Here is a 20,490-nt window from a genome sequence, read left to right on the forward strand (position 1 = left end):
ACCGCACACACCAAAAGGAAAAACATGAAAAAACTGCTCGCCTGCCTGCTTGTGCCATTGACCGCCCTCGCCCTGGGCGCCTGCAAACCCGCCGCAACCTCATCCGACAGCAAACCCGCCGAACTTAACTGGCAACAGCCCAAACTCACCAGCAATGTTTGGAAAATCAGCAAAGAAGGCCAGCCCGATTCCTATCTGCTCGGCACCATCCACATGGGGCAAACCAATCAGACCTTGTCTTCCGATGCCCTCAAACTGTTGCAATCCACCGACCAACTGACCACAGAAGTTGACGCATTGCCGGACAGCAGTCCGGAAACAAAAAAAATGTATCAAAAATACTTCAAAGAAGTCATGAGTACCGAACCGCTCAGCCGCAAGCTTGGCAAAACAGATTTCCGTCTTTTACAAGAAATCTATTCACAAAATGAAGAAAGCCAACCCATCGCCCAAATTGCCGACAAACTCCATCCGTGGGCGGCATTCATTTTTGCCGGCAGCACATTTCCCCAAGGGTATAGCTCAGAAAACGGTGCAGATATGTTGCTGACCAACGCAGCCGCCGACATCAATAAGCCGCGTGGTTCATTGGAAAATTTGGACGATGTTACCGCGATTTTCAAAGCCCAGCCTGAAGAAACCATGCTCAACTTTCTGAAAGCCAGTATCAAAACCAATAAAGAAGAAACCGAAGATATCAAAAAACTCCATCAAGCCTATTCAGACGGCCGCTTTGAAGAACTCATCCCACTTTTGGAAGAAACCGAACAGCGCACCCTCAAACTTGTTGATACCAAATACGCCAAAGCCATGTCCAATTGGCTGAAAAACGACCTCCTGATCCGCCGCAACTTGGCATGGCTGCCTGAAATCCGCAAGCAATCCGCCAAACAAAGCACCCTCTTTGCCGTCGGTATTGCCCATTTACCCAGCGAAAAAGGCTTAATCGAACTATTGCGTCAAGAAGGCTATCAAGTAACGCCCGAACCCAAAGTCCTGATTTGGCAATAAACTCCAATCAAACGACAAGGCCGTCTGAAAGTCTTTCTTTCAGACGGCCTTTATTTAATCTCTATTAAATGAAGCAGTAAGCAATGTTGAGCGTAACAATCAATCGCCCAATGCCGCTACCATCACCGCTTTAATCGTATGCATCCGGTTTTCTGCCTGATCAAACACAATGCTGGCTTCGCTTTCAAAGACTTCTTCCGTTACTTCCACACCATTCAGGCCGAATGTCTCATAAATCCATTCGCCGACTTTGGTTTCGCGATTATGGAAAGCAGGCAGACAGTGCATAAACTTGACTTGCGGATTTTCCGCCGCCGCCATCAGCTCAGGCGTAACGCGGTAACCTTTCAGCAAATCGATACGTTCCTGCCAAGCCTCTTTAGGCTCGCCCATGCTGACCCACACATCGGTATGGATAAAATCCACGCCTTTCACGGCTTCTTTCACATTCTCCGTCAACAGAATCCGTCCGCCGGTCTCTTTGGCAACAGCCTGCACCGTCTCGATAATGTTTTCAGACGGCCACAAACTTTTCGGCGCACCGATACGCACGTCCATGCCCAGTTTCGCAGCCAACACCAGCAACGAATTGGCCATGTTGTAACGCGCATCACCGACATAAGCAAACGCAATTTGGTTCAAAGGCTTATCGCTATGCTCGCGCATCGTCAGCGCATCAGCGAGCATTTGAGTCGGGTGAAACTCGTTGGTCAAACCGTTGAACACAGGCACGCCTGCATACTTAGCCAGCTCTTCCACTACATCCTGCCCAAAACCGCGATATTCAATGCCGTCAAACATCCGCCCCAAAACACGCGCCGTATCCTTAATACTTTCCTTATGCCCGATTTGGCTGGCAGAAGGCTCCAGATAAGTGACCCCCGCCCCTTGGTCGCGTGCGGCCACTTCAAACGCGCAACGGGTACGGGTCGATGTTTTCTCGAAAATCAGGGCGATGTTTTTTCCCTTCATCCGCTGCACCTCGCGCCCCGCTTTTTTAGCGGCTTTCAATTCAGCGGCAAGGTCGAGATAGGCAGTAATTTCTTCCGGAGTAAAATCCAAAAGTTTTAGAAAATGGCGGTTTTTCAGGCTCATGTCGTATTTCTCTTTTCTAGCGTGGGCGTTGCCCAACATTTTTCTCCATGCAGATTTCGTCGGGCTTCCACCGACCTTCTGCTGCTCAATTTTTCAGAATGCGAAGCCTGCTAATAGTGCAGCCCCTTATCCTCTATCAAAACTCAAAACAAGGCCGTCTGAACCTCGCCTCGCTCCAAGGCAAGCAACGATTGTTTGCGGTTCAAACCGCCTGCATAGCCGGTCAGCTTGCCATCGCTGCCGATAACACGGTGGCAGGGAATCAGGATAGACACCTTGTTTTGCCCGTTTGCAGCAGCAACGGCGCGAATGGCTTTAGGATTACCCAACTGTTGCGCCTGCTCCTTGTAGCTGCGCGTTTCGCCGTAAGGAATAGTCAGCAACGCATTCCATACCTGCTGCTGAAAGGCTGTGCCTATCGTTTCCAAAGGCGTCGCAAAAACTTTCAGACGGCCTTGAAAGTATAAATCCAATTCTTGGCGCAAAAGTTGCGTTTGCTCATTTTCTTGAAAAATAAACTGCCCGCGTAAAGCTTTTTGGACAGCCATGATTTCCTGTTCTAGCTGTTTCTGCCCGACAAATTCCAGCAGACACAAACCCTTACTGCCGAACACCGCCAACATCTCACCCAAAGGCGTGGCAAGCACGGCGGCAGTCAGTTCGTTCGAACTATCAGGATAACGCGTTTCCAACAGTCGGACAGCTCGACGGATACGGACATATTCTTCAGGCGTACAACCGATACAGTCAATAAAATCCTGCTCAAACTGCTTGGTTTCATGTTCCGTAAACCGCTCGTGCAGCAAGGCTTCGAGAGTGGCGGGAAAGTCAGTTTCCAACTGCTCGCGGATTTCATTCCACTTTGCTGGAAGTGCATTTAAAGAAGGCAGAGTAATCATATTTTGCCTTGTCCAATTATCGATAACTTAAGAGATAACCGAAAGAGCAAAAGAATCGTATCGCCCTATCGTTTTTCAAAGCCTACGGTACGGCCTTTTCACTTCAACAAGCGTTTCAACATACCTTCATATACTGCCGACAGCTTCGGAATATCTTCCAAACGTACGTTTTCGTTGATTTGATGGATGGTCGCGTTAGACGGGCCTAATTCGATGAGTTCTTTGGCAATGGCTTTGATAAAGCGTCCGTCCGAAGTGCCGCCGGTGGTGGACAATTCGGCCTCAACGCCACAAATCTCGGCAATGGCTTCGCGTGCCACGTCGGTCAGTTTTCCTGCCTGAGTCAGGAAAGGTTGGCCTGAGCAAGACCACTGCAAATCGTATTGCACGCCGTGTTTGTCCAAAATGGCGTGGACGCGTTGTTTCAGTCCTACTTCGGTGGACTCGGTAGAAAAGCGGAAATTGAATTTAACGTTCAGCTCACCCGGAATCACATTGGTCGCGCCTGTGCCGCCGTTGATATTGGAAATTTGGAAACTGGTCGGCGGGAAATATTCGTTGCCCCCGTCCCAGACTTCCTGTGTCAGCTCCAGCAATGCCGGGGCAAAAGTATGCACGGGATTGATGGCCAAATGCGGATAGGCAATATGGCCTTGCTTGCCTTTGACGGTCAGATTGCCCGACAACGAGCCGCGGCGGCCGTTTTTCAACATATCGCCCAATTTATCCACGGCAGTCGGTTCGCCGACGATACAGTAATCAATCAACTCGCCGCGCGCTTTCAACACATCGACGACTTTGGTCGTGCCGTCCAGCGCGTCGCCCTCTTCGTCCGAAGTAATCAGGAGCGCAATGCTGCCTTGGTGGTCGGGATGTTCGGCAACGAAACGCTCGCAGGCGGTAACGAAACAGGCAATGCTGGTTTTCATATCTGCCGCGCCGCGACCATACAGACGGCCTTCACGCTCGGTCGGTTCAAACGGTGGCGAATCCCATTTTTCAACAGGGCCTGTCGGCACGACGTCGGTGTGCCCGGCAAAGCAGAACACCGGAGCCTGCGTACCGCGGCGCAACCAGATGTTTTTGGTGTCGCCAAAATGAAGCTCTTCTACGGCAAAACCAATTTTTTGCAGGCGTTCGGCCAGCAGCTGTTGGCAATTTTGGTCATCCGGCGTAACGGACGGGCGGGAAATCAACGCTTTGGCGAGTTCTAGGGATTGGGTTTCGGTCATTGTGTTTACTTTGAAAAACAGGCCGTCTGAAACGTTCTGAATATGATTTTCAGACGGCCTTGAGTTTATTTGAAGATACTGAATGGGCAGCCTGCCTTTCAGTATTCTGAGTTATTTTCCATGGCAAGCTTCATACAGCGGCAGTAATTCTTCCACTGTTTCCACTATCCATTTCGCGACATCCTGCTTGCCCAAATCATCGCGTTCGATGTGTTTGCCGATACAGAAGAAATCTTTGTCGTCTCGAAGCTTTCTATCGCCGTCGCTTTGTTGGGCGACGGTTCGATAATCGTCATATTCGCTTTCCGCGCCGTGCCACATATCGAAGGAAGCGTATTTCTCGGTATCAAAATTATCCAGCCAGCGGTTGTAATCAGGTAGCGCAATGGGGGAAACATCGGCTTTATAGCAGTGCCAATCCAAGCTGACGCTCAAACGGCGGCGGTTGAGCAAAATCGATAAAATTGCTGCGGAATTTTTATATTGTTCGTATTTGAAATAGGCAAAGAAATGGGCGCGGACCTGCCAGCCGTTACACCAGCGTTCGATATGCGGCGGCGCAAACGGCGCACCCAATTCGGCGGCAACCTGCTGGATCAGCTGCTGCCATACCTGCCAGTTTTCTTTATAGTCTGCCTTGATTTGCGGAATACTTTCAGGCTGGTATTTTTTAAGCTGGGAAAATTGGAAAAAGGGAATATTGAACAAATCGCAACTTTTTGGGGTCAGCATAATATATCCTTGAGACGATTGTTTCAGACGGCCTTATTTGCGGCGGCGTGCAGCCATAATTTCGCCGATTTCGGTCAGTTTTTCTTTGGGGATAAAGGTTTTGCCCATATCAAACAGCGGCTCTTCAATCGCCAGATGGACATCATATCCTGCGACAAAGCGTTTGAACGCTTCCGCATCGGGGACATAGGCGTTGTCTACTTCGAGTTTGGTAAATTCGGCGGATACTGCCGCCCAGTTGTTGTGCAGGCTGATATGTTGGCGCAAAAGCTCGTCAACGCTTTCTTGAGCTTGCGGCGCATATTGCAATAGAAGCGGGAAGAAATTTTCTTCTTCGTCTTCATGGTGCAATGGCGCGGCGACATTAAAATATTGGGCAATCTGGCGGATGGTTTGCAAAACGATTTGATTGCAGCCGTTTTCGGCAATATAGTCCGACAACATGGCAACCTGGCTGCAGAAACGGCGCACTTTGCCATGACAGGCGTACAGCATTTCAATGGGTTCGGCAAAAGTAACACTTTTGGTTTCAAACGGATTCATAGGATTTATTCTTAAATTAATGTTTCCAGATTATAACAAAACAGCCTGCGCAAGGCAGGCTGTCTGTTTTCGAGCTTTAGGCGGATTAGTCAACCAAAGTAACTTTACCGTTCATCAAAGCGCCGTGACCTGGGAAGGTACAAGCGAATTTGTATTCGCCGTCAGCCAGTTTGGCAGGATCCAGAGTCAAAGAAGATTCTTCACCGCCACCGATCAGTTTGGTGTGGGCAACAACGCGTGCGTCGTCAGGTTTAACGTAGTCAGTGTCAGCTGCGCCAACGCCATCTTTGAAAATACCGTCCATGTCTTCAGTTTTACCGATCACAATGTTGTGACCCATGCTGGCTTTAGGTTGGGTACCGGTGTGTTTCAGGGTGATGGTGAATTCTTTACAAGCTTTGCTTACTTGGATTTCTTTAGTATTGAACTGCATAGCGTCGTTGGCTTCAACAGTAGTCACGCAGTTGCCGGCTGCAGGAGCAGCGGCTGCGTCTGCCGGAGCGGCTTCAGAAGCAGGGGCTGCATCAGCAGGCGCAGTAGTTTCTGCAGGCGCAGCTTCGGAAGCGGCAGAAGCAGCAGGGGCTTCAGCAGGTTTTGCAGCTTCTTGAGAGCATGCAGCCAAGCCGATAACGGCAGCGGAAATCAGAGCCAGATAAGCTTTCATTGATGTATCTCCTAATGATGAGAGTTTTGTTAAGTTCTATTAATAGCACTACGCGAATATATTAATAAAAGGCAAACGCCAAACTAAAATTTATCCGCATAGCGTGATGTGAAATTCAGGCGTTATTTTGCTACAAACTTCACACGAAATCAAAGTTTCAAGCCAAGTTTACATCAGTTTACCTAAAAGAAAACAGATACTTTTTAGGTCGTATTTCTTTAGTATTAGATGCTATCAGCCGAACGATATAATTTTTAACATTTATTAACATTAATCTCATCTGGGATGATTTTAACTGCTGTGCTTGCGCACCAATTCTGCCAATGCCGCCGCCAATTCGGGATGTTTGCCTTCCAATTTGGCTGCCGCCTCATCGAAACTGTCTAAAGCTGCCTCGCTCAATCGCAAACTATTGGTTTTCGGCTGAGTCGGAGGCTTGGGAATTACCCTGACCACCACTTCCCGTATTCCGTCATGCAATGCTTGCAACTTGGGCAACATGGCGGGCAGGATCATTTTCAAACGCGAAGCAGCCATATTGTTGGCGGCCAGCAAAACCAGCCTTCCGTCTTCTACGCAGGCCGTCTGAAAATGCGGATGCAGGTTGACCGGCAAAACCGTTTTGATTTTTGCATCCAATTTCCGCCATTGTTGCGATTGTTGCAACAAGCCCGCCAATAAATGATCGCGCTTGCCTAATTGTGCTAAATCCATATGTTTCAGACGGCCTCTCAGTAAATTAACCAAACAATTACAATTGAAATACAGCAAAACCGCCTTTATTTCAAACAGCATTACCGCGTTATACAAGCGCTTGTGTTAAAATCCCAATTTCGCCCACTATTATATCAAGGCGCAGGAATTATTCATGCTGACAAACATTGCTAAGAAAATCTTCGGCAGCCGCAACGACCGCCTGCTGAAACAATATCGTAAATCCGTTGCTAAAATCAATGCACTCGAAGAACAGATGAAAGCGTTGAGCGACGCAGATTTACAGGCCAAAACCGCCGAATTCAAACAACGCCTCGCTGACGGACAAACGCTAGATGATATTTTGGTTGAAGCCTTTGCCGTCTGCCGCGAGGCATCCCGCCGCGTATTGGGCATGCGCCACTTCGATGTACAGCTGATCGGCGGTATGGTCCTGCACAACGGCAAAATCGCCGAAATGCGTACCGGTGAAGGTAAGACATTGGTGGCCACCCTTGCCGTTTACCTGAATGCATTGTCAGGAAAAGGTGTACACGTCGTTACCGTCAACGACTACCTCGCCTCCCGTGACGCAGGCATTATGGAGCCATTGTACAATTTCTTAGGCTTGAGCGTCGGCGTGATCGTAGCCGATTTGCAACCTTTCGAACGCCAAACCGCTTACGGTGCCGACATTACTTACGGCACCAACAACGAATTCGGCTTCGACTACCTGCGCGACAATATGGTTACCGACCAATACGACAAAGTTCAGCGCGAATTGAACTTTGCCGTTGTCGACGAAGTGGACTCCATTCTGATCGACGAAGCGCGTACGCCGCTGATTATTTCCGGCCAGGCAGATGACAACATCCAGCTCTACCGCGTAATGGATGCCGTTCCGGCCCACCTTATCCGCCAAGAAACCGAAGAAGGCGAAGGCGATTACTGGGTGGACGAAAAAGCACACCAAGTTATTCTGAGCGAAGCCGGTCACGAACACGCCGAGCAAATCCTGACCCAAATGGGCTTGTTACAGGAAAACGACTCGCTCTACTCTGCCGCCAATATTTCCCTGATGCACCACCTCATGGCGGCATTGCGTGCGCACACTCTGTTCCACAAAGACCAACACTACGTCATTCAAGACGGCGAAATCGTGATTGTGGACGAGTTCACAGGCCGTCTGATGGCCGGCCGCCGTTGGTCCGAAGGCTTGCACCAAGCCGTTGAAGCCAAAGAAGGCGTAGAAATCAAACGCGAAAACCAAACGCTTGCCTCCATTACCTTCCAAAACTACTTCCGCCTGTACAGCAAACTGTCCGGCATGACCGGTACGGCCGACACCGAAGCCTTCGAGTTCCAAAGCATTTACAACCTCGAAACCGTCATCATCCCGACCAACCGTCCGGTACAACGCAAAGACTTCAACGACCAAATCTTCCGCTCGGCCGAAGAAAAATTTGAAGCCGTTGTCAAAGACATCGCCGAATGCCACAAAAACGGCCAACCGGTTTTGGTCGGTACCACCAGCATCGAAAACTCCGAACTGGTTTCCCGTTTGTTACACGAAGCCGGTCTGCCGCACAACGTTCTGAACGCCAAAGAACACGAGCGCGAGGCATTGATTGTGGCCCAAGCCGGTAAAGTCGGCGCGATTACCGTTGCCACCAACATGGCAGGCCGCGGTACCGACATTGTCTTGGGCGGCAACCTCAAACATCAAATCGAAGCCATCCACGCCGATGAAACCCTGAGCGAACAGCAAAAACAAGCGCAAATTTCCGCCCTTGAAAGCGGCTGGCAAACCGAACACGACCAAGTTGTGGCCGCAGGCGGTTTGCACATTATCGGTACGGAACGCCACGAAAGCCGCCGTATCGACAACCAATTGCGCGGTCGTGCAGGCCGTCAGGGCGACCCAGGCTCCAGCCGTTTCTACCTGTCATTTGAAGACCCATTGCTGCGCCTCTTTGCACTCGACCGTGCCGCCGCCATCCTCAACCGCCTGGCACCCGAGCGCGGCGTTGCCATCGAACACGGCCTGCTGACCCGTCAAATCGAAGGCGCGCAACGTAAAGTCGAAGGCCGCAACTTCGATATGCGTAAACAGGTTTTGGAATACGATGACGTTGCCAACGACCAACGTAAAGTGATTTACCATCAACGCAACGAAATCCTGACCAGCAAAGACGTCAGCGATTTGACCCGCGAAATCCGCGCCGACGTTATCAGCGACTTGGTTGACTACCACATCCCGCCTGACAGCATGGAAGAGCAATGGGACATTCCGGCACTTGAGCACCAACTTGCCGCCGATTTCCGCCTGCATGTCGATATTAAAGGCTGGCTGAAAGAAGACAGTACTTTGGACAACCAAGACATTAAAGAGCGCCTCATCAAACGCATCGAAGACGAATATGCCGAGAAAGTTGAATTGGTCGGCAAACAAGCCATGTCGGATTTCGAACGCAACGTTATGCTGCAAGTTATCGACAACCAATGGCGCGAACACCTCGCCGCCATGGACTACCTGCGCCAAGGCATCCATCTGCGCAGCTATGCTCAGAAAAATCCGAAACAAGAATACAAACGTGAAGCTTTCATCATGTTTGAAAACCTGTGGCGCAGCATCAAACAAAACATTGCCGCTTTGCTGACTGCCGTTCAAATCGAGCGCAACAGTGAATACGACCACACTGCCGCACAAAGCGTCAGCGATGTTCAAACCGTCCACTCCGACGCGCCCGATATGGAAGAATTGCTCGGCCAATCGCAAACCGATTTGGTAACCGAAGCATTCGATCCTGACGGTACCGACTTCAGCCCTGAAGCGCTTGCACAAAACGGCCTGATTGTTCACCGCAACGATCCTTGCCCTTGCGGCAGCGGCCTGAAATACAAACAGTGCCACGGTAAATTGAACTAAGCAGTCAATTCAAAAGGCCGTCTGAACAGTGAAACGAGAATCTTTGATTTCGTTCTCACGTCTGTTCAGACGGCCTGAGAATTATCCAAACAAAAAATTTCCAAATCCAATTTCAAAAGAGTATCCCTATGGCAGGCAATACTTTCGGACAAATCTTTACCGTTACCACTTTCGGCGAAAGCCACGGCGCAGGCTTGGGCTGCATCATTGACGGCTGCCCGCCCGGATTAGAATTGAGCGAAGCGGATATCCAGTTTGACCTTGACCGCCGCAAACCCGGCACCAGCCGCCACGTTACCCAACGCCGCGAAGCCGACCAAGTCGAAATCCTCTCCGGCGTATTCGAAGGCAAAACCACCGGCACCCCCATCGCCCTCCTGATCCGTAATACCGACCAACGCAGCAAAGACTATGGCAATATCGCCACCAGTTTCCGCCCTGGTCACGCCGATTACACCTACTGGCACAAATACGGTACACGCGACTATCGCGGCGGCGGTAGAAGTTCCGCCCGCGAAACCGCTGCCCGCGTTGCTGCCGGAGCAGTCGCTAAAAAATGGCTGAAAGAAAAATTCGGCACGGAAATTACCGCCTACGTCACCCAAGTCGGTGAAAAAGAAATCCAGTTTGAAGGTTACGAATATATTTCCCAAAATCCTTTTTTTGCCGCCAACCAAAGCCAAATTGAGGACTTGGAAAACTATATGGACAGCGTGCGCAAAGCATTGGATTCCGTCGGCGCAAAACTGCATATCGAAGCGGTTAACGTCCCTGTCGGCTTGGGCGAACCGGTTTTTGACCGCCTCGATGCAGAAATTGCCTACGCCATGATGGGCATCAATGCCGTCAAAGGCGTAGAAATCGGTGCAGGTTTTAATAGCGTAACGCAACGCGGCAGTGAGCATGGCGATGAGCTCACGCCTCAAGGTTTCCTGTCCAACCACTCAGGCGGCATCTTGGGCGGCATCAGCACCGGACAAGACATTCATGTGAATATTGCCATCAAACCGACCAGTTCCATCGCCACACCGCGCCGCAGTATTGATATAGAAGGCAACCCTGTCGAACTTGCCACACACGGCCGCCACGACCCCTGCGTCGGATTACGCGCCGCTCCGATTGCAGAAGCCATGCTGGCCTTGGTATTGATTGACCACGCCTTACGCCATCGCGCGCAAAATGCCGATGTTCAGGTTAATACACCAGACATTGCCAAATTGGAAAAATAACCGTTTATTTCTGAATATTCTCAGAAAAATTTAGCCAAATCACAGTCTTTATACTACAATAGCACCTTATTGCCGTATGACGAAAATACGGATTTATATTAGAGGAATACAACCGCAATGGCACAAGAAACCGCTTTGGGCGCTGCGCTGAAATCTGCCGTCCAAACTATGAGCAAGAAAAAACAGACAGACATGATTGCCGACCACATTTACGGCAAATATGATGTATTCAAACGATTCAAACCGTTGGCCGTCGGCATCGACCAAGACTTGGTTGCCGCCCTACCCCAATACGACCCTGCACTGATTGCACGCGTACTGGCCAACCACTGCCGCCGTCCGCGCTATCTGAAAGCCCTGGCTCGCGGCGGTAAACGTTTTGACTTGAACAACCGCTTCAAAGGCGAAGTCAGCGCAGAAGAACAAACCATCGCCCAACAGCACCCAGCCGTTCAACAGGCATTGGCTGCACAAGCCGAACGCCAAGCCGCTAAGGCTACCGCTGAAGCAGAAGCGGCTCCTGCACAAGCTGAGACCAACGAAGCTGCTGAATAATGTTCAGACGGCCTGCTAAGGCTTGCACTAAATAAATAGAGACCCCAATTCAATACGACATCTTTAACGTCGATGAATTGGGGCTTTTTTATTACCTTAACCTTATAGTGGGCTGATTAAAAATAGCTTTATTTGCCCTCACTACGAACCAAAATCTTTTCTAAAATATTCCCAATAAGGTATTTCTCTATTACCTTGATTACTCTTGTATCAGTTCAAACATTGAACAGCATGATTTATACATCGCTAAAACAAACTCAAATCTACCCCTTACAAAAATAAATAAAGGCCGTCTGAAATCTATCTTTCAGACGGCCTTTTGAAATCAAATAGCCAATTAAAACACGGCTTGTAAAACCAAATAGCTGACAACAGACAAAACGGCAGCGGCAGGCAAGGTAATAACCCAAGCAAGGCCGATCGGTTTCATCAACTTCCAGTTGGCATTGCGGTTAACCAAGCCGATACCCAAAACTGCACCCACCAAGATATGGGTACTAGAAACAGGTAAGCCCATAAATGATGCGGCCATCACGACGGCGGCGGCAGAAAGCTCTGCAGAAAAACCTGACGCGGGATGCATTTCTGCCAAGCTGGTGCCTACGGTTTTAATCACTTCTTTACCGACAAACCATAAGCCGACGATCAAAGCGATACCGAAAGTCAACATGGCAATTGGCGGCACGGCGTTTTGAGCGGTAATGCTGTTGGTACGCAACACATCCATAATCGCGGCAAACGGACCAATCGCATTGGCAATATCGTTCGCACCATGGCTGAATGCGAAACCGCAAGCGGTAAATACCTGCATCCATGAGAACATTTGGAAAGTCGATTTATCCAAATCTTTGCGTTTTAAACTTTTGGCAAATACAAACGTACCCATCCAAATAGCCGCACCGATCATGAAAATGGTCAGGAAGCTGTTGACGTTGCTCATGCCCAAATGCAGATTTTTCAGACCTTTGAAAATCAACATGGCCGCAATCATCATGCCGCCGACAGAAGCGATAAACGGCACCCAAGAGTGCAGGGCTTTGTAAGAATCTACTTCGCCCTTACGGCTGTCAAAGCGGTGCAGACCGCGATAATACTCAGACTGCAATTCTTCAGGATCAAAGTCCGGCTCATCATAAATTTGGGCATCGTGCGCCATTTTGGTGGCGTATTCGACTTTTTCAGATTCACTCAAGGCTTCAAAAAACAGGCGGTGTTCTTCTTTATAGGCTTTCTTCTCCAGCTTGATGCCTTTGAGCGTATTATCGGCCCAAGAGTTGTAGTCCAAAACGTTTTTCTTAATTCGTGAAAACAACAGATAGGAAACGATACCACCCAATACCGGAGACAAAATCCAAGACAAGGCAATTTCGCCCAACTTGTCCCATTGAATCAGCGCAACGGAATCCACACCGTTCAATGCCGCCATACACAAGGCACTACCGACGATACCGCCGATAATGGCATGTGTAGTGGAAACCGGCAGACCTTTGCGTGATGCGAAAAGCAGCCACAATGCCGCAGCCAAAAGCGCAGACATCATAATAAAGACAAACTGCATCGGATCCAGATGCATGCCATTCAAATCGACAATACCCTTACGGATGGTATCTGTTACCTCGCCACCGGCAATCACTGCGCCGCTGACTTCAAATACTGCCGCAATCAGCAAAGCTTGCGGAATGGTCAATGTGCCGGAGCCGACACTTGTACCGAAAGAGTTGGCAATATCGTTACCACCCACATTAAACGCCATAAAGACGCCGAAAAAGGTAGCAAGAATAAACAGGACTGAGTGGTTGTAATGGGTATAACCCAAGCCCCAATAAATAAAATAGCCGACCATGCCCACAAGCATGGCGGCAAAAGCCGTATTAATCAGCTTCAAGTTCGCACTCGACTGAGTTTGAGCCATGGAAAGTTTCCTTTTGGAAAACATGTTGAGTCACGTTATTTTAACCTCTTTGTAATCTTTCTTGCACCAACTATTTACATTAAATGCCGAAATTCCCGTAAAAACGTCAAAAGGCGTTAAAATGTCATTTTACCTTCTCTTTCTGTAACCGAAATGCAACCCCAATACTATATCGGCATCATGTCCGGAACCAGCATGGACGGTGCCGATGCCGTACTGATTCAAATGCAGGGCAAGCAATGGCAACGTGCTGTCGCCCACAGCTTTCTACCCTATTCAGACGGCCTGCGCCAAGAATTGTTGGCACTGCAAGACATAGGCGAAAATGAATTGCACAGAAGCAATATTCTGGCACAAACACTCAGCCGCCTATACGCCCAAACCGTCCAACAACTGTTGGCAGAGCAAAACCTGTCGGCCAAAGACATTGCCGCAATCGGCTGCCACGGACAAACCATCCGCCATGCACCTGAACACGGTTACAGCATTCAACTGGTCAACCTCTCCCTGTTAGCTGAACTGACCGGCATTTTCACTGTCGGCGACTTCCGCAGCCGCGACCTTGCCTGCAACGGCCAAGGTGCGCCCCTCGTCCCCGCTTTTCACGAAGCGCTGTTTCGAGATGCGAATGAAACCCGTGCCGTACTCAACATTGGCGGCATTTCCAATATCAGTATCCTCCCGCCCGACAGCCCTTCTTTCGGTTTCGATACCGGCCCCGGCAATATGTTGATGGATGCATGGATGCAACATATCTGGCAACAGCCTTACGACAAAAACGGGGAAAAAGCCGCACAAGGCGAAATCCTCCCTGACCTGCTCGCTTCCCTGCTCGACCATCCTTACTTCAGCCGCCCCTATCCGAAAAGTACAGGCCGAGAGTTGTTTTCCCTAAACTGGCTTCAAGGCCGTCTGAAAGGTAATGAAAAGCCGGAAGATGTGATACGCACATTGGTCTTTTATACCGCACAAACCATTTTTGACGCGACCAAACAAGCTACTCCGGAGATTCATCATCTTTATATCTGCGGCGGCGGCATCCGCAATCCGGTATTGATGCAAGACTTGGAAACCCTGTTTTCTCCCGACACCAAATTGCACAGTACAGCCAAGCTCCATCTTGACCCGCAATGGGTCGAAGCCGCCGCTTTTGCCTGGCTTGCAGCCTGTTGGTGCAATCAAGTTCCAAGCAATCCCTACCATGCGACGGGCGCACATTCACACCGAATTTTAGGCTCGGGACATTACGGCAACTAAAGTCGGATAAATAAAAAGGCCGTCTGAACATTTTCAGACGGCCTTTACCATACTAACTCTTCACTTATTCCTCTTCTGGCAAACGGTTGATTTTCACACGGGCAATCCGTTGTCCGTCTTTTTCAACCACTTCAAAACGCCAGCCATGGTAATTGATAAAATCGCCCACATCAGGAATACTTTGCAATTCTTCCATAATCAAACCGGCAACGGTATGAAAGTCCGCGTCTTCCTCTTGAGCAGGCAGATTTAACTGTGAAGCCAATTCCACATACTCCAATGCACCATCCACAGACAGCGTTTCATCCTGACTGGCTGGAGCAGCTTCTTCTTCCTCACGCTCAAACTCTTCGGGGAACTCACCGGCAATGGTTTCCAATAAATCTTTCATGGTTACCATGCCTAACACCGCACCAAACTCATCCACCACCAAGGCATAATCCGCGCTGCTTTGACGGAACAATTCAATCGCATTCAACGCCGTCGTACTGTCCGGCAAAATCAATGGTTGGCGCAAGGCCGTCTGAATATTGATTTCTCCCGATTCAAGCAGCTGGTTCAGTAAATCTTTTTTACTGATATAGCCCAAAGGCTCATCTACACCTGCCTTACCAACAACCAACAAACGGCTATACGGCGTATTTTTCAACTGCGCATTTTGTTCTTCCCGACTTTGGGAAATATCCAATTTCTCGATTTCCCGACGCGGAATCATCACGCCCATAATCGGACGCTCCGCCAAAGTCAGCACGCTGCGAATCATGGATTTTTCGTTTTCTTCAAAATGCTCGTCATCGCCGCCGTTATCTCCTGCTTTTGCCAAAATGCTTTCGCGGATACCCATCATACCCAACACATTTTCAGCGGTGCGCTTACGCCAAGAAGTACTGATGTAGTCATTTTTGCGGGCATTCTTTTGCGAAACCTGATTAAACAGCTCGATCAAAATCGAGAAACCGATCGCCGCATACAAATAGCCTTTCGGAATATGGAAATGGAAGGCTTCCGCAATCAGGCTGAAACCAATCATCAACAAGAAACCCAAACACAACATCACAACGGTCGGATGCTTGTCCACAAAGGCAGTCAACGGTTTGCTGGCAGAAATCATCACCGTCATCGCCACAACAACCGCACCCATTGCCACCACAATATGATCCACCATCGCCACTGCCGTAATAACAGAATCGATAGAGAAAACTGCATCCAAAATCAAGATTTGCGCCACAACGCCCCAAAAAGAAGAATGCTTCTTCTGTCCTTCAGCAACCGCAAATTGATTGTGGCCCTCAAGGCGTTCGTGCAGCTCAGTAGTCGCTTTATAAAGCAGGAAAATACCGCCGGCAAACATAATCATGTCTTTACCGGAAATCTCCAAGCCGCCCAACTCAAACAAAGGTCGAGTCAGCGTCATGATGTGCGCCATAAAGCCCAGCATAAAAATCCGAATAACTACGGCCAAACCCAAGCCCGTTATCCGTGCCTTATCACGTTGCGACGGTTTAACCTTGTTTGCCAAAATCGCTACGAAAACAAGGTTATCAATACCTAAAACAACTTCCAAAACCAGAAGCGTGGCAAAGCCTATCCAAGTATGCGGCTCGGCCAACCAACTGAAATCCATAATGATAGCGTTCCTTTAAAATACAAAAAGGCAGCCGTTCCGCTTAAAACGGACAGACTGCCAAATTTCGGGCATAGATAAAGGGAAAGAAGCGGTATAACAACTACTCTGCTCTGCGTCTTTCATGAAAATTTTATGCCTCGGTCAACAATAATGGCAAACAGTTTATCAGTTTGACGAAAGAAAGGCAAAGTCTGACAGCATATTTTCTTTTAAAAACAGTCTATACCATCACTTACCAGCTTTCAGACGGCCTTTTCTTACTTGATAAAACCATCAATCGGCGCATAACCCAAGAAATCTGCCTGATCATTCAATATCACAACCCATTCTTTACTTCGCGCACTGGTAAACGGCAAGAAATACAACTCTTTCCCATTGTTTTCCAATGAAGCCTGTTTAAAAATTGATTCCTCACTCATGCCACGGGCTTTTACCAAGACAGACAACGGTTTCATTACCTTACGAATTTTCTCACGTTCCTGTTGCGAATCTGGCAACCACCAAGAAGGCCTCATACTCGGTTCAATACCTTTCAAAGACAAATCAAGACTTTGGTTAGCCTCATCTGGACTCATTGCTTCACGTAACCCAACACGACGCACGCCAAACCAAGATAAACCCTGCAAATCCTTCGGAGCATGGCTCAAGTCATTGACATCAATTTCTGCAGCAGTTACCACATTTATCCTATCGGTTTCGAATGCGGAAACCACTGGACGCGCCAAAGATACGTTGTACAAACCATAAATTAAAGCAACCAGCTGAATCATGCCGATTAAGGAAAAATCAATAATCCTCTCTTTAAGTTTCTTGCTCGGGCTGGCAAGAATCAAAGTCAGCAACGGGCCGCAAACAATATCTACTGAAATGACCAGTTTATATAAAGCCAATCCGCCTGTCAGTTCGGCATACGGATAAGGATACCAAACTCCAAATACCAACAAAGCGGCCAATCCTGCCAAAATCAGACTAATCAACAAATGCCATGCCGCATTTTTTAATGCGAACCGAAAGCGTGGTGAAGAATGTAATGTATGTGCGTTTTCCATAGATAACAATAAGATATTATTTCTTCTATAAATATTATGTATAGCTTAAAAAATAAATGAGATATTTAAATATGCTGGTAGGCCGTCTGAAAATTGAAGCATTAACTGCAACCATCTCACCACGCATTATTAATATGTTTAAAATACCAATAAATAGATAAAATAAAAACCACCATACAAGATGGTGGTTTTAAAATTTGGCTCCCCGACCTGGGCTCGAACCAGGGACCTGCGGATTAACAGTCCGTCGCTCTACCGACTGAGCTATCGGGGAATTAAAGATGGAATTATATAGAAAATATCAGAAACTTGTCAAGCAACAATCTATATAAAAACAAAAATATTTTATATCTTTTTAATTTATAAAACTTTATAAGATTTCAGCAATTTGTTTGGCCGCACGTTTCGCATCCAACAAAATCAAGCCCAATTTACCGCTTTCTTTTGCCATCAATACCAACACTGCATTTTCACCTGCTTGACTCAACAGAATATAGCCATTTTTACCTTTAACCATTACCTGATCCAACTCACCGCAAGCCAACTCATGTACGGAACGATTACCCAATGCCAAAAGCGTTGCCGACATCGCACCTACACGGTCTGCATTCAGGTGGGAAGGCAGCATGGTTGCGATCGGCAGGCCATCTGTAGAAATAACTGCAGAAGCAGTGATATCAGCAGAGGTATTGTTCAAATCGCTTAATACAGAGATTAATAGTTGTTGCATAGTCGCTCCATTCTAAAATAAATATCGGTCAGGCAAAAATCAACGGCTGCCGTATCGGTGGTACAGCACTTTAACCAAAGTAACAAAAGCCTCTTTATTTAAGTCAGGCATTCCGCCAATTACCAAAATCAGCTTGGTCATGCCAATATACAGGGGGAAAAAGGTCAATTCACTTTGGCCTGAAGGATCACAAATACCCCATGCACTATTATTGATATGCAGGTTATTGCGAATCAAAAGACGGTGTTTGTCTTCCATTTTGGCCACTTCACTCGCCAAAAGGCCCAACTCTTCCGCAGCCTCGTGATGGAAATTAGCATTGGCAAAATACAAACCGTTTTCATCAGCCAATAAAGCTTTGCCAGAATTAGACAACTGTTCCAACAATGTAGGCAATTGCTCGTCAGTCAAATGGATATCGTCTGTGCTGATTTCTTCATCACCATACAAAAATTCCAAGCGTTGGAGGCGATACAGTAGGTTCAAAGCGGTATTGATGTCGCTGGTATCCGCCCATGCCAAGATTTTTTCGCTGCTGATGGTTTCAGACGGCTCTGCACGCAACAGGCCATACAATAAAGTTCTGCTGGCACTGGGCGTATCATTTGAAACAGCATAATACGCACCCGCCGGTGTAATCTTAGGATATAAATTTGCTTGTAAAGAAAGTGTCGCTTCCATCTTATACCTCTAATCCGGGGTCAATTGAGAACAACATGGCAGTAACCAATTGTTTTACATCGTCTTCTCGACGCGCATCAATCTCAAAAACCGGTACATTAAAATTATTCTGTGCTAAATATTTTTGATAAACATCCACGCTTGGTAAGGATCGGATATCCATCTTTGTTACCCCTACAACCAGAGGCGCTTTTTTCAGCAACTCCCGAAATGCATCCAAGAAGAATTGCAGGTCTTTCAATGGATTGCTTCTTGTATTATCCAAAAGAAGCACCAAGCCCATACTGCCTTGGCTCAGAATTTCCCACATGAAATTAAAACGCTCCTGACCAGGCGTACCATACAGATGAACCTTGGTTTCCTCATCCAAATGAATGACACCGTAGTCCATCGCCACAGTCGTGTACCCCTTGCGGACAAGTGTCATATCGGATGCGGATGCATCTGTTTGAACCGGTGGTTCATCAGATAAAGCTGAAATTGCGGTGGTTTTACCTACGCCAACAGGACCGGTAAAGATAATTTTATTTTCTTTCATGACGTGTCCTTTACGATTTGCCCAGCAACTTACGCATCAGGCGTTGCAACAGGCCGCGAGGTTGTTCTTTCGACGGACCGGCAATTTTTTGAGCCTCTTTGCTCATTGCTGTTTCAGGTACGTCTTTGCTATTCACATCAATCTGTTCATTCAACGAAGGCGTATTGTTCGCATCAGTTGCAAACTCTGTATCTGTTGCCAAAAAGCCTGTCATATATGTTGCCGATAAATAATTTAAAATATCAGGCATTTCTAAAGGCATAACTTTATAGAGGATGTTCAGATTAACAGACGTTTTTGTCAGAAATGCCGACAGACGCATAGATTCCGGAACATGTGCTAAACGGGTTAAGTTTGGCCACCGCTTGAGTGTAAAAACAGTTTGCGGCGTCATCGGATAAATCAGACGGCCTGATGCAGTCCAAATAGCCATTTGCCACAAGCATGACATAATGGTGACTTTGGCTTTTTCTTTCCATTGAGGATTATCAGGAACAGCCTTACACACGACAGCCAAGTTATCGTTCTTACACAATTTCTCCAACTCATTGGCACTGACTGTCAGCAGTACTCGCTGGATACTAGGAAACACGATTAATATCGGCTTACCTTCATGCAAGACTGCAATATCTTGGTGTCCTTGACTGGCAAATTTCAGCGCGCCCAACAAGCCTTTATTTGGATTAAATCGACGAATGGTTGCTTTTCTTGTGCCATCGGAATTTGATTGTCTTTTATGCTCTTCGGCCGTTTGTTGTTCAGACGGCTCAAAAACATTGCCGCCTTGAGCCAGGCTGCGCAAAACAGGAAACAAGGTATCGAATTTGACCGGCTTAGCCAAATAAGGAGTCGTTACTGTCGGCAACTCGGAAGAAAACATAGCCACAGGCACTTCCGGATAAGTTTTCTTCGACTCTTTCCAAGCTTCTACACCTGCCGGAGTATCGGTATCAACCAATACCAAATCCGGTTTTTCATCAGAATCGGGAGAAACGATGACGTAATTCGTCGTATTGTGCATTTTAAATGCCATACGGAATACCGCCTGCTGTTGCTCACCCATCTCCTGTAACATAACCCGTATGGTTTTAATTTTTGGTAAATGATTATTCAT

At 47.9% G+C, this 20,490-nt stretch carries 19 protein-coding genes and 1 tRNA gene; 5 read left to right on the forward strand and 15 right to left on the reverse strand.

Features of this window, described 5'->3' with window-relative positions; translation table 11 throughout:
- Positions 1-24: 24 nt before the first annotated feature.
- On the forward strand, positions 25-1,011 hold the full coding sequence (locus tag HMPREF2675_RS09360; RefSeq protein ID WP_070814846.1) for a TraB/GumN family protein: 987 nt from the start codon (positions 25-27) through the stop codon (positions 1,009-1,011).
- A gap of 99 nt (positions 1,012-1,110) precedes the next feature.
- Here the strand turns inward: HMPREF2675_RS09360 and HMPREF2675_RS09365 are convergent, their stop codons facing one another.
- The 7 genes from HMPREF2675_RS09365 to HMPREF2675_RS09395 all read right to left on the reverse strand — a co-directional run bounded on the left by HMPREF2675_RS09365 (position 1,111) and on the right by HMPREF2675_RS09395 (position 6,890).
- The gene (locus HMPREF2675_RS09365) at positions 1,111-2,106 is read right to left on the reverse strand and encodes an ornithine carbamoyltransferase (RefSeq protein WP_070814847.1); all 996 of its coding nucleotides are present in this window, start codon (positions 2,104-2,106) and stop codon (positions 1,111-1,113) included.
- A 143-nt stretch (positions 2,107-2,249) separates the two neighbouring features.
- Positions 2,250-3,005: a methylated-DNA--[protein]-cysteine S-methyltransferase gene (locus HMPREF2675_RS09370; RefSeq protein WP_070814849.1), complete on the reverse strand. Its 756-nt coding sequence runs from the start codon at positions 3,003-3,005 to the stop codon at positions 2,250-2,252.
- 98 nt (positions 3,006-3,103) lie between these two features.
- Complete coding sequence (gene dapE, locus HMPREF2675_RS09375; protein ID WP_070814851.1) at positions 3,104-4,237, reverse strand: succinyl-diaminopimelate desuccinylase; 1,134 nt, start codon at positions 4,235-4,237, stop codon at positions 3,104-3,106.
- A 111-nt stretch (positions 4,238-4,348) separates the two neighbouring features.
- Positions 4,349-4,969, reverse strand: coding sequence for a glucose-6-phosphate 1-dehydrogenase family protein (locus HMPREF2675_RS09380; protein WP_003748707.1), 621 nt, complete (start codon positions 4,967-4,969; stop codon positions 4,349-4,351).
- A gap of 33 nt (positions 4,970-5,002) precedes the next feature.
- Entirely contained in the window at positions 5,003-5,512 is a 510-nt protein-coding gene (locus HMPREF2675_RS09385) for a hemerythrin domain-containing protein (RefSeq protein ID WP_070814853.1), read from the reverse strand.
- An 85-nt stretch (positions 5,513-5,597) separates the two neighbouring features.
- Positions 5,598-6,176: an azurin gene (azu, locus tag HMPREF2675_RS09390; protein WP_070814855.1), complete on the reverse strand. Its 579-nt coding sequence runs from the start codon at positions 6,174-6,176 to the stop codon at positions 5,598-5,600.
- Positions 6,177-6,467: 291 nt separating this feature from the next.
- Positions 6,468-6,890: a DciA family protein gene (locus HMPREF2675_RS09395; RefSeq protein WP_070814857.1), complete on the reverse strand. Its 423-nt coding sequence runs from the start codon at positions 6,888-6,890 to the stop codon at positions 6,468-6,470.
- A gap of 154 nt (positions 6,891-7,044) precedes the next feature.
- Here HMPREF2675_RS09395 and secA point away from each other — a divergent pair, with 154 nt between their 5' ends.
- The 3 genes from secA to HMPREF2675_RS09410 all read left to right on the forward strand — a co-directional run bounded on the left by secA (position 7,045) and on the right by HMPREF2675_RS09410 (position 11,582).
- The gene (secA, locus tag HMPREF2675_RS09400) at positions 7,045-9,798 is read left to right on the forward strand and encodes a preprotein translocase subunit SecA (RefSeq protein WP_070814859.1); all 2,754 of its coding nucleotides are present in this window, start codon (positions 7,045-7,047) and stop codon (positions 9,796-9,798) included.
- Between the two features lie 128 nt (positions 9,799-9,926).
- Positions 9,927-11,027: a chorismate synthase gene (aroC, locus tag HMPREF2675_RS09405; RefSeq protein ID WP_070814860.1), complete on the forward strand. Its 1,101-nt coding sequence runs from the start codon at positions 9,927-9,929 to the stop codon at positions 11,025-11,027.
- 117 nt (positions 11,028-11,144) lie between these two features.
- The gene (locus tag HMPREF2675_RS09410) at positions 11,145-11,582 is read left to right on the forward strand and encodes a ProQ/FINO family protein (RefSeq protein ID WP_049331130.1); all 438 of its coding nucleotides are present in this window, start codon (positions 11,145-11,147) and stop codon (positions 11,580-11,582) included.
- 337 nt (positions 11,583-11,919) lie between these two features.
- On the opposite strand, the gene HMPREF2675_RS09415 is transcribed toward HMPREF2675_RS09410, so the two are convergent.
- Entirely contained in the window at positions 11,920-13,494 is a 1,575-nt protein-coding gene (locus HMPREF2675_RS09415; RefSeq protein WP_070814862.1) for an inorganic phosphate transporter, read from the reverse strand.
- Between the two features lie 153 nt (positions 13,495-13,647).
- Between HMPREF2675_RS09415 and HMPREF2675_RS09420 the strand changes: the two genes are divergently transcribed.
- The gene (locus HMPREF2675_RS09420) at positions 13,648-14,751 is read left to right on the forward strand and encodes an anhydro-N-acetylmuramic acid kinase (RefSeq protein ID WP_070814864.1); all 1,104 of its coding nucleotides are present in this window, start codon (positions 13,648-13,650) and stop codon (positions 14,749-14,751) included.
- A gap of 64 nt (positions 14,752-14,815) precedes the next feature.
- On the opposite strand, the gene HMPREF2675_RS09425 is transcribed toward HMPREF2675_RS09420, so the two are convergent.
- The 7 genes from HMPREF2675_RS09425 to HMPREF2675_RS09455 all read right to left on the reverse strand — a co-directional run bounded on the left by HMPREF2675_RS09425 (position 14,816) and on the right by HMPREF2675_RS09455 (position 20,490).
- A complete protein-coding gene (locus HMPREF2675_RS09425; RefSeq protein WP_070814866.1) occupies positions 14,816-16,375 on the reverse strand; it encodes a TerC family protein in 1,560 nt (519 codons plus the stop codon).
- A 260-nt stretch (positions 16,376-16,635) separates the two neighbouring features.
- Positions 16,636-17,427 carry a fimb protein gene (locus tag HMPREF2675_RS09430; protein WP_070814868.1) on the reverse strand — a complete coding sequence of 264 codons (792 nt, stop codon included), beginning with the start codon at positions 17,425-17,427 and terminating at the stop codon, positions 16,636-16,638.
- A 198-nt stretch (positions 17,428-17,625) separates the two neighbouring features.
- Positions 17,626-17,701: transfer RNA gene (locus HMPREF2675_RS09435), tRNA-Asn, on the reverse strand.
- A 96-nt stretch (positions 17,702-17,797) separates the two neighbouring features.
- Positions 17,798-18,157: a roadblock/LC7 domain-containing protein gene (locus HMPREF2675_RS09440; protein WP_070460119.1), complete on the reverse strand. Its 360-nt coding sequence runs from the start codon at positions 18,155-18,157 to the stop codon at positions 17,798-17,800.
- Between the two features lie 39 nt (positions 18,158-18,196).
- Entirely contained in the window at positions 18,197-18,838 is a 642-nt protein-coding gene (locus tag HMPREF2675_RS09445) for a peptidase M23 (protein WP_070646666.1), read from the reverse strand.
- A gap of 1 nt (position 18,839) precedes the next feature.
- Complete coding sequence (locus HMPREF2675_RS09450; protein ID WP_003748733.1) at positions 18,840-19,376, reverse strand: GTP-binding protein; 537 nt, start codon at positions 19,374-19,376, stop codon at positions 18,840-18,842.
- Positions 19,377-19,386: 10 nt separating this feature from the next.
- Positions 19,387-20,490 (reverse strand): response regulator, encoded by a 1,104-nt coding sequence (locus HMPREF2675_RS09455; protein ID WP_070814869.1) that lies wholly within the window; start codon positions 20,488-20,490, stop codon positions 19,387-19,389.

The sequence above is a fragment of the Neisseria sp. HMSC061H08 genome, assembly GCF_001836795.1.
GTDB lineage: Bacteria > Pseudomonadota > Gammaproteobacteria > Burkholderiales > Neisseriaceae > Neisseria > Neisseria subflava_A.

Coding starts and splice junctions, on each gene's coding strand:
- HMPREF2675_RS09360 (WP_070814846.1), top strand. CDS start 25: ATGAAAAAACTGCTCGCCTGCCTGCTTGTGCCATTGACCGCCCTCGCC.
- HMPREF2675_RS09365 (WP_070814847.1), bottom strand. CDS start 2,106: ATGAGCCTGAAAAACCGCCATTTTCTAAAACTTTTGGATTTTACTCCG.
- HMPREF2675_RS09370 (WP_070814849.1), bottom strand. CDS start 3,005: ATGATTACTCTGCCTTCTTTAAATGCACTTCCAGCAAAGTGGAATGAA.
- dapE (WP_070814851.1), bottom strand. CDS start 4,237: ATGACCGAAACCCAATCCCTAGAACTCGCCAAAGCGTTGATTTCCCGC.
- HMPREF2675_RS09380 (WP_003748707.1), bottom strand. CDS start 4,969: ATGCTGACCCCAAAAAGTTGCGATTTGTTCAATATTCCCTTTTTCCAA.
- HMPREF2675_RS09385 (WP_070814853.1), bottom strand. CDS start 5,512: ATGAATCCGTTTGAAACCAAAAGTGTTACTTTTGCCGAACCCATTGAA.
- azu (WP_070814855.1), bottom strand. CDS start 6,176: ATGAAAGCTTATCTGGCTCTGATTTCCGCTGCCGTTATCGGCTTGGCT.
- HMPREF2675_RS09395 (WP_070814857.1), bottom strand. CDS start 6,890: ATGGATTTAGCACAATTAGGCAAGCGCGATCATTTATTGGCGGGCTTG.
- secA (WP_070814859.1), top strand. CDS start 7,045: ATGCTGACAAACATTGCTAAGAAAATCTTCGGCAGCCGCAACGACCGC.
- aroC (WP_070814860.1), top strand. CDS start 9,927: ATGGCAGGCAATACTTTCGGACAAATCTTTACCGTTACCACTTTCGGC.
- HMPREF2675_RS09410 (WP_049331130.1), top strand. CDS start 11,145: ATGGCACAAGAAACCGCTTTGGGCGCTGCGCTGAAATCTGCCGTCCAA.
- HMPREF2675_RS09415 (WP_070814862.1), bottom strand. CDS start 13,494: ATGGCTCAAACTCAGTCGAGTGCGAACTTGAAGCTGATTAATACGGCT.
- HMPREF2675_RS09420 (WP_070814864.1), top strand. CDS start 13,648: ATGCAACCCCAATACTATATCGGCATCATGTCCGGAACCAGCATGGAC.
- HMPREF2675_RS09425 (WP_070814866.1), bottom strand. CDS start 16,375: ATGGATTTCAGTTGGTTGGCCGAGCCGCATACTTGGATAGGCTTTGCC.
- HMPREF2675_RS09430 (WP_070814868.1), bottom strand. CDS start 17,427: ATGGAAAACGCACATACATTACATTCTTCACCACGCTTTCGGTTCGCA.
- HMPREF2675_RS09440 (WP_070460119.1), bottom strand. CDS start 18,157: ATGCAACAACTATTAATCTCTGTATTAAGCGATTTGAACAATACCTCT.
- HMPREF2675_RS09445 (WP_070646666.1), bottom strand. CDS start 18,838: ATGGAAGCGACACTTTCTTTACAAGCAAATTTATATCCTAAGATTACA.
- HMPREF2675_RS09450 (WP_003748733.1), bottom strand. CDS start 19,376: ATGAAAGAAAATAAAATTATCTTTACCGGTCCTGTTGGCGTAGGTAAA.
- HMPREF2675_RS09455 (WP_070814869.1), bottom strand. CDS start 20,490: ATGAATAATCATTTACCAAAAATTAAAACCATACGGGTTATGTTACAG.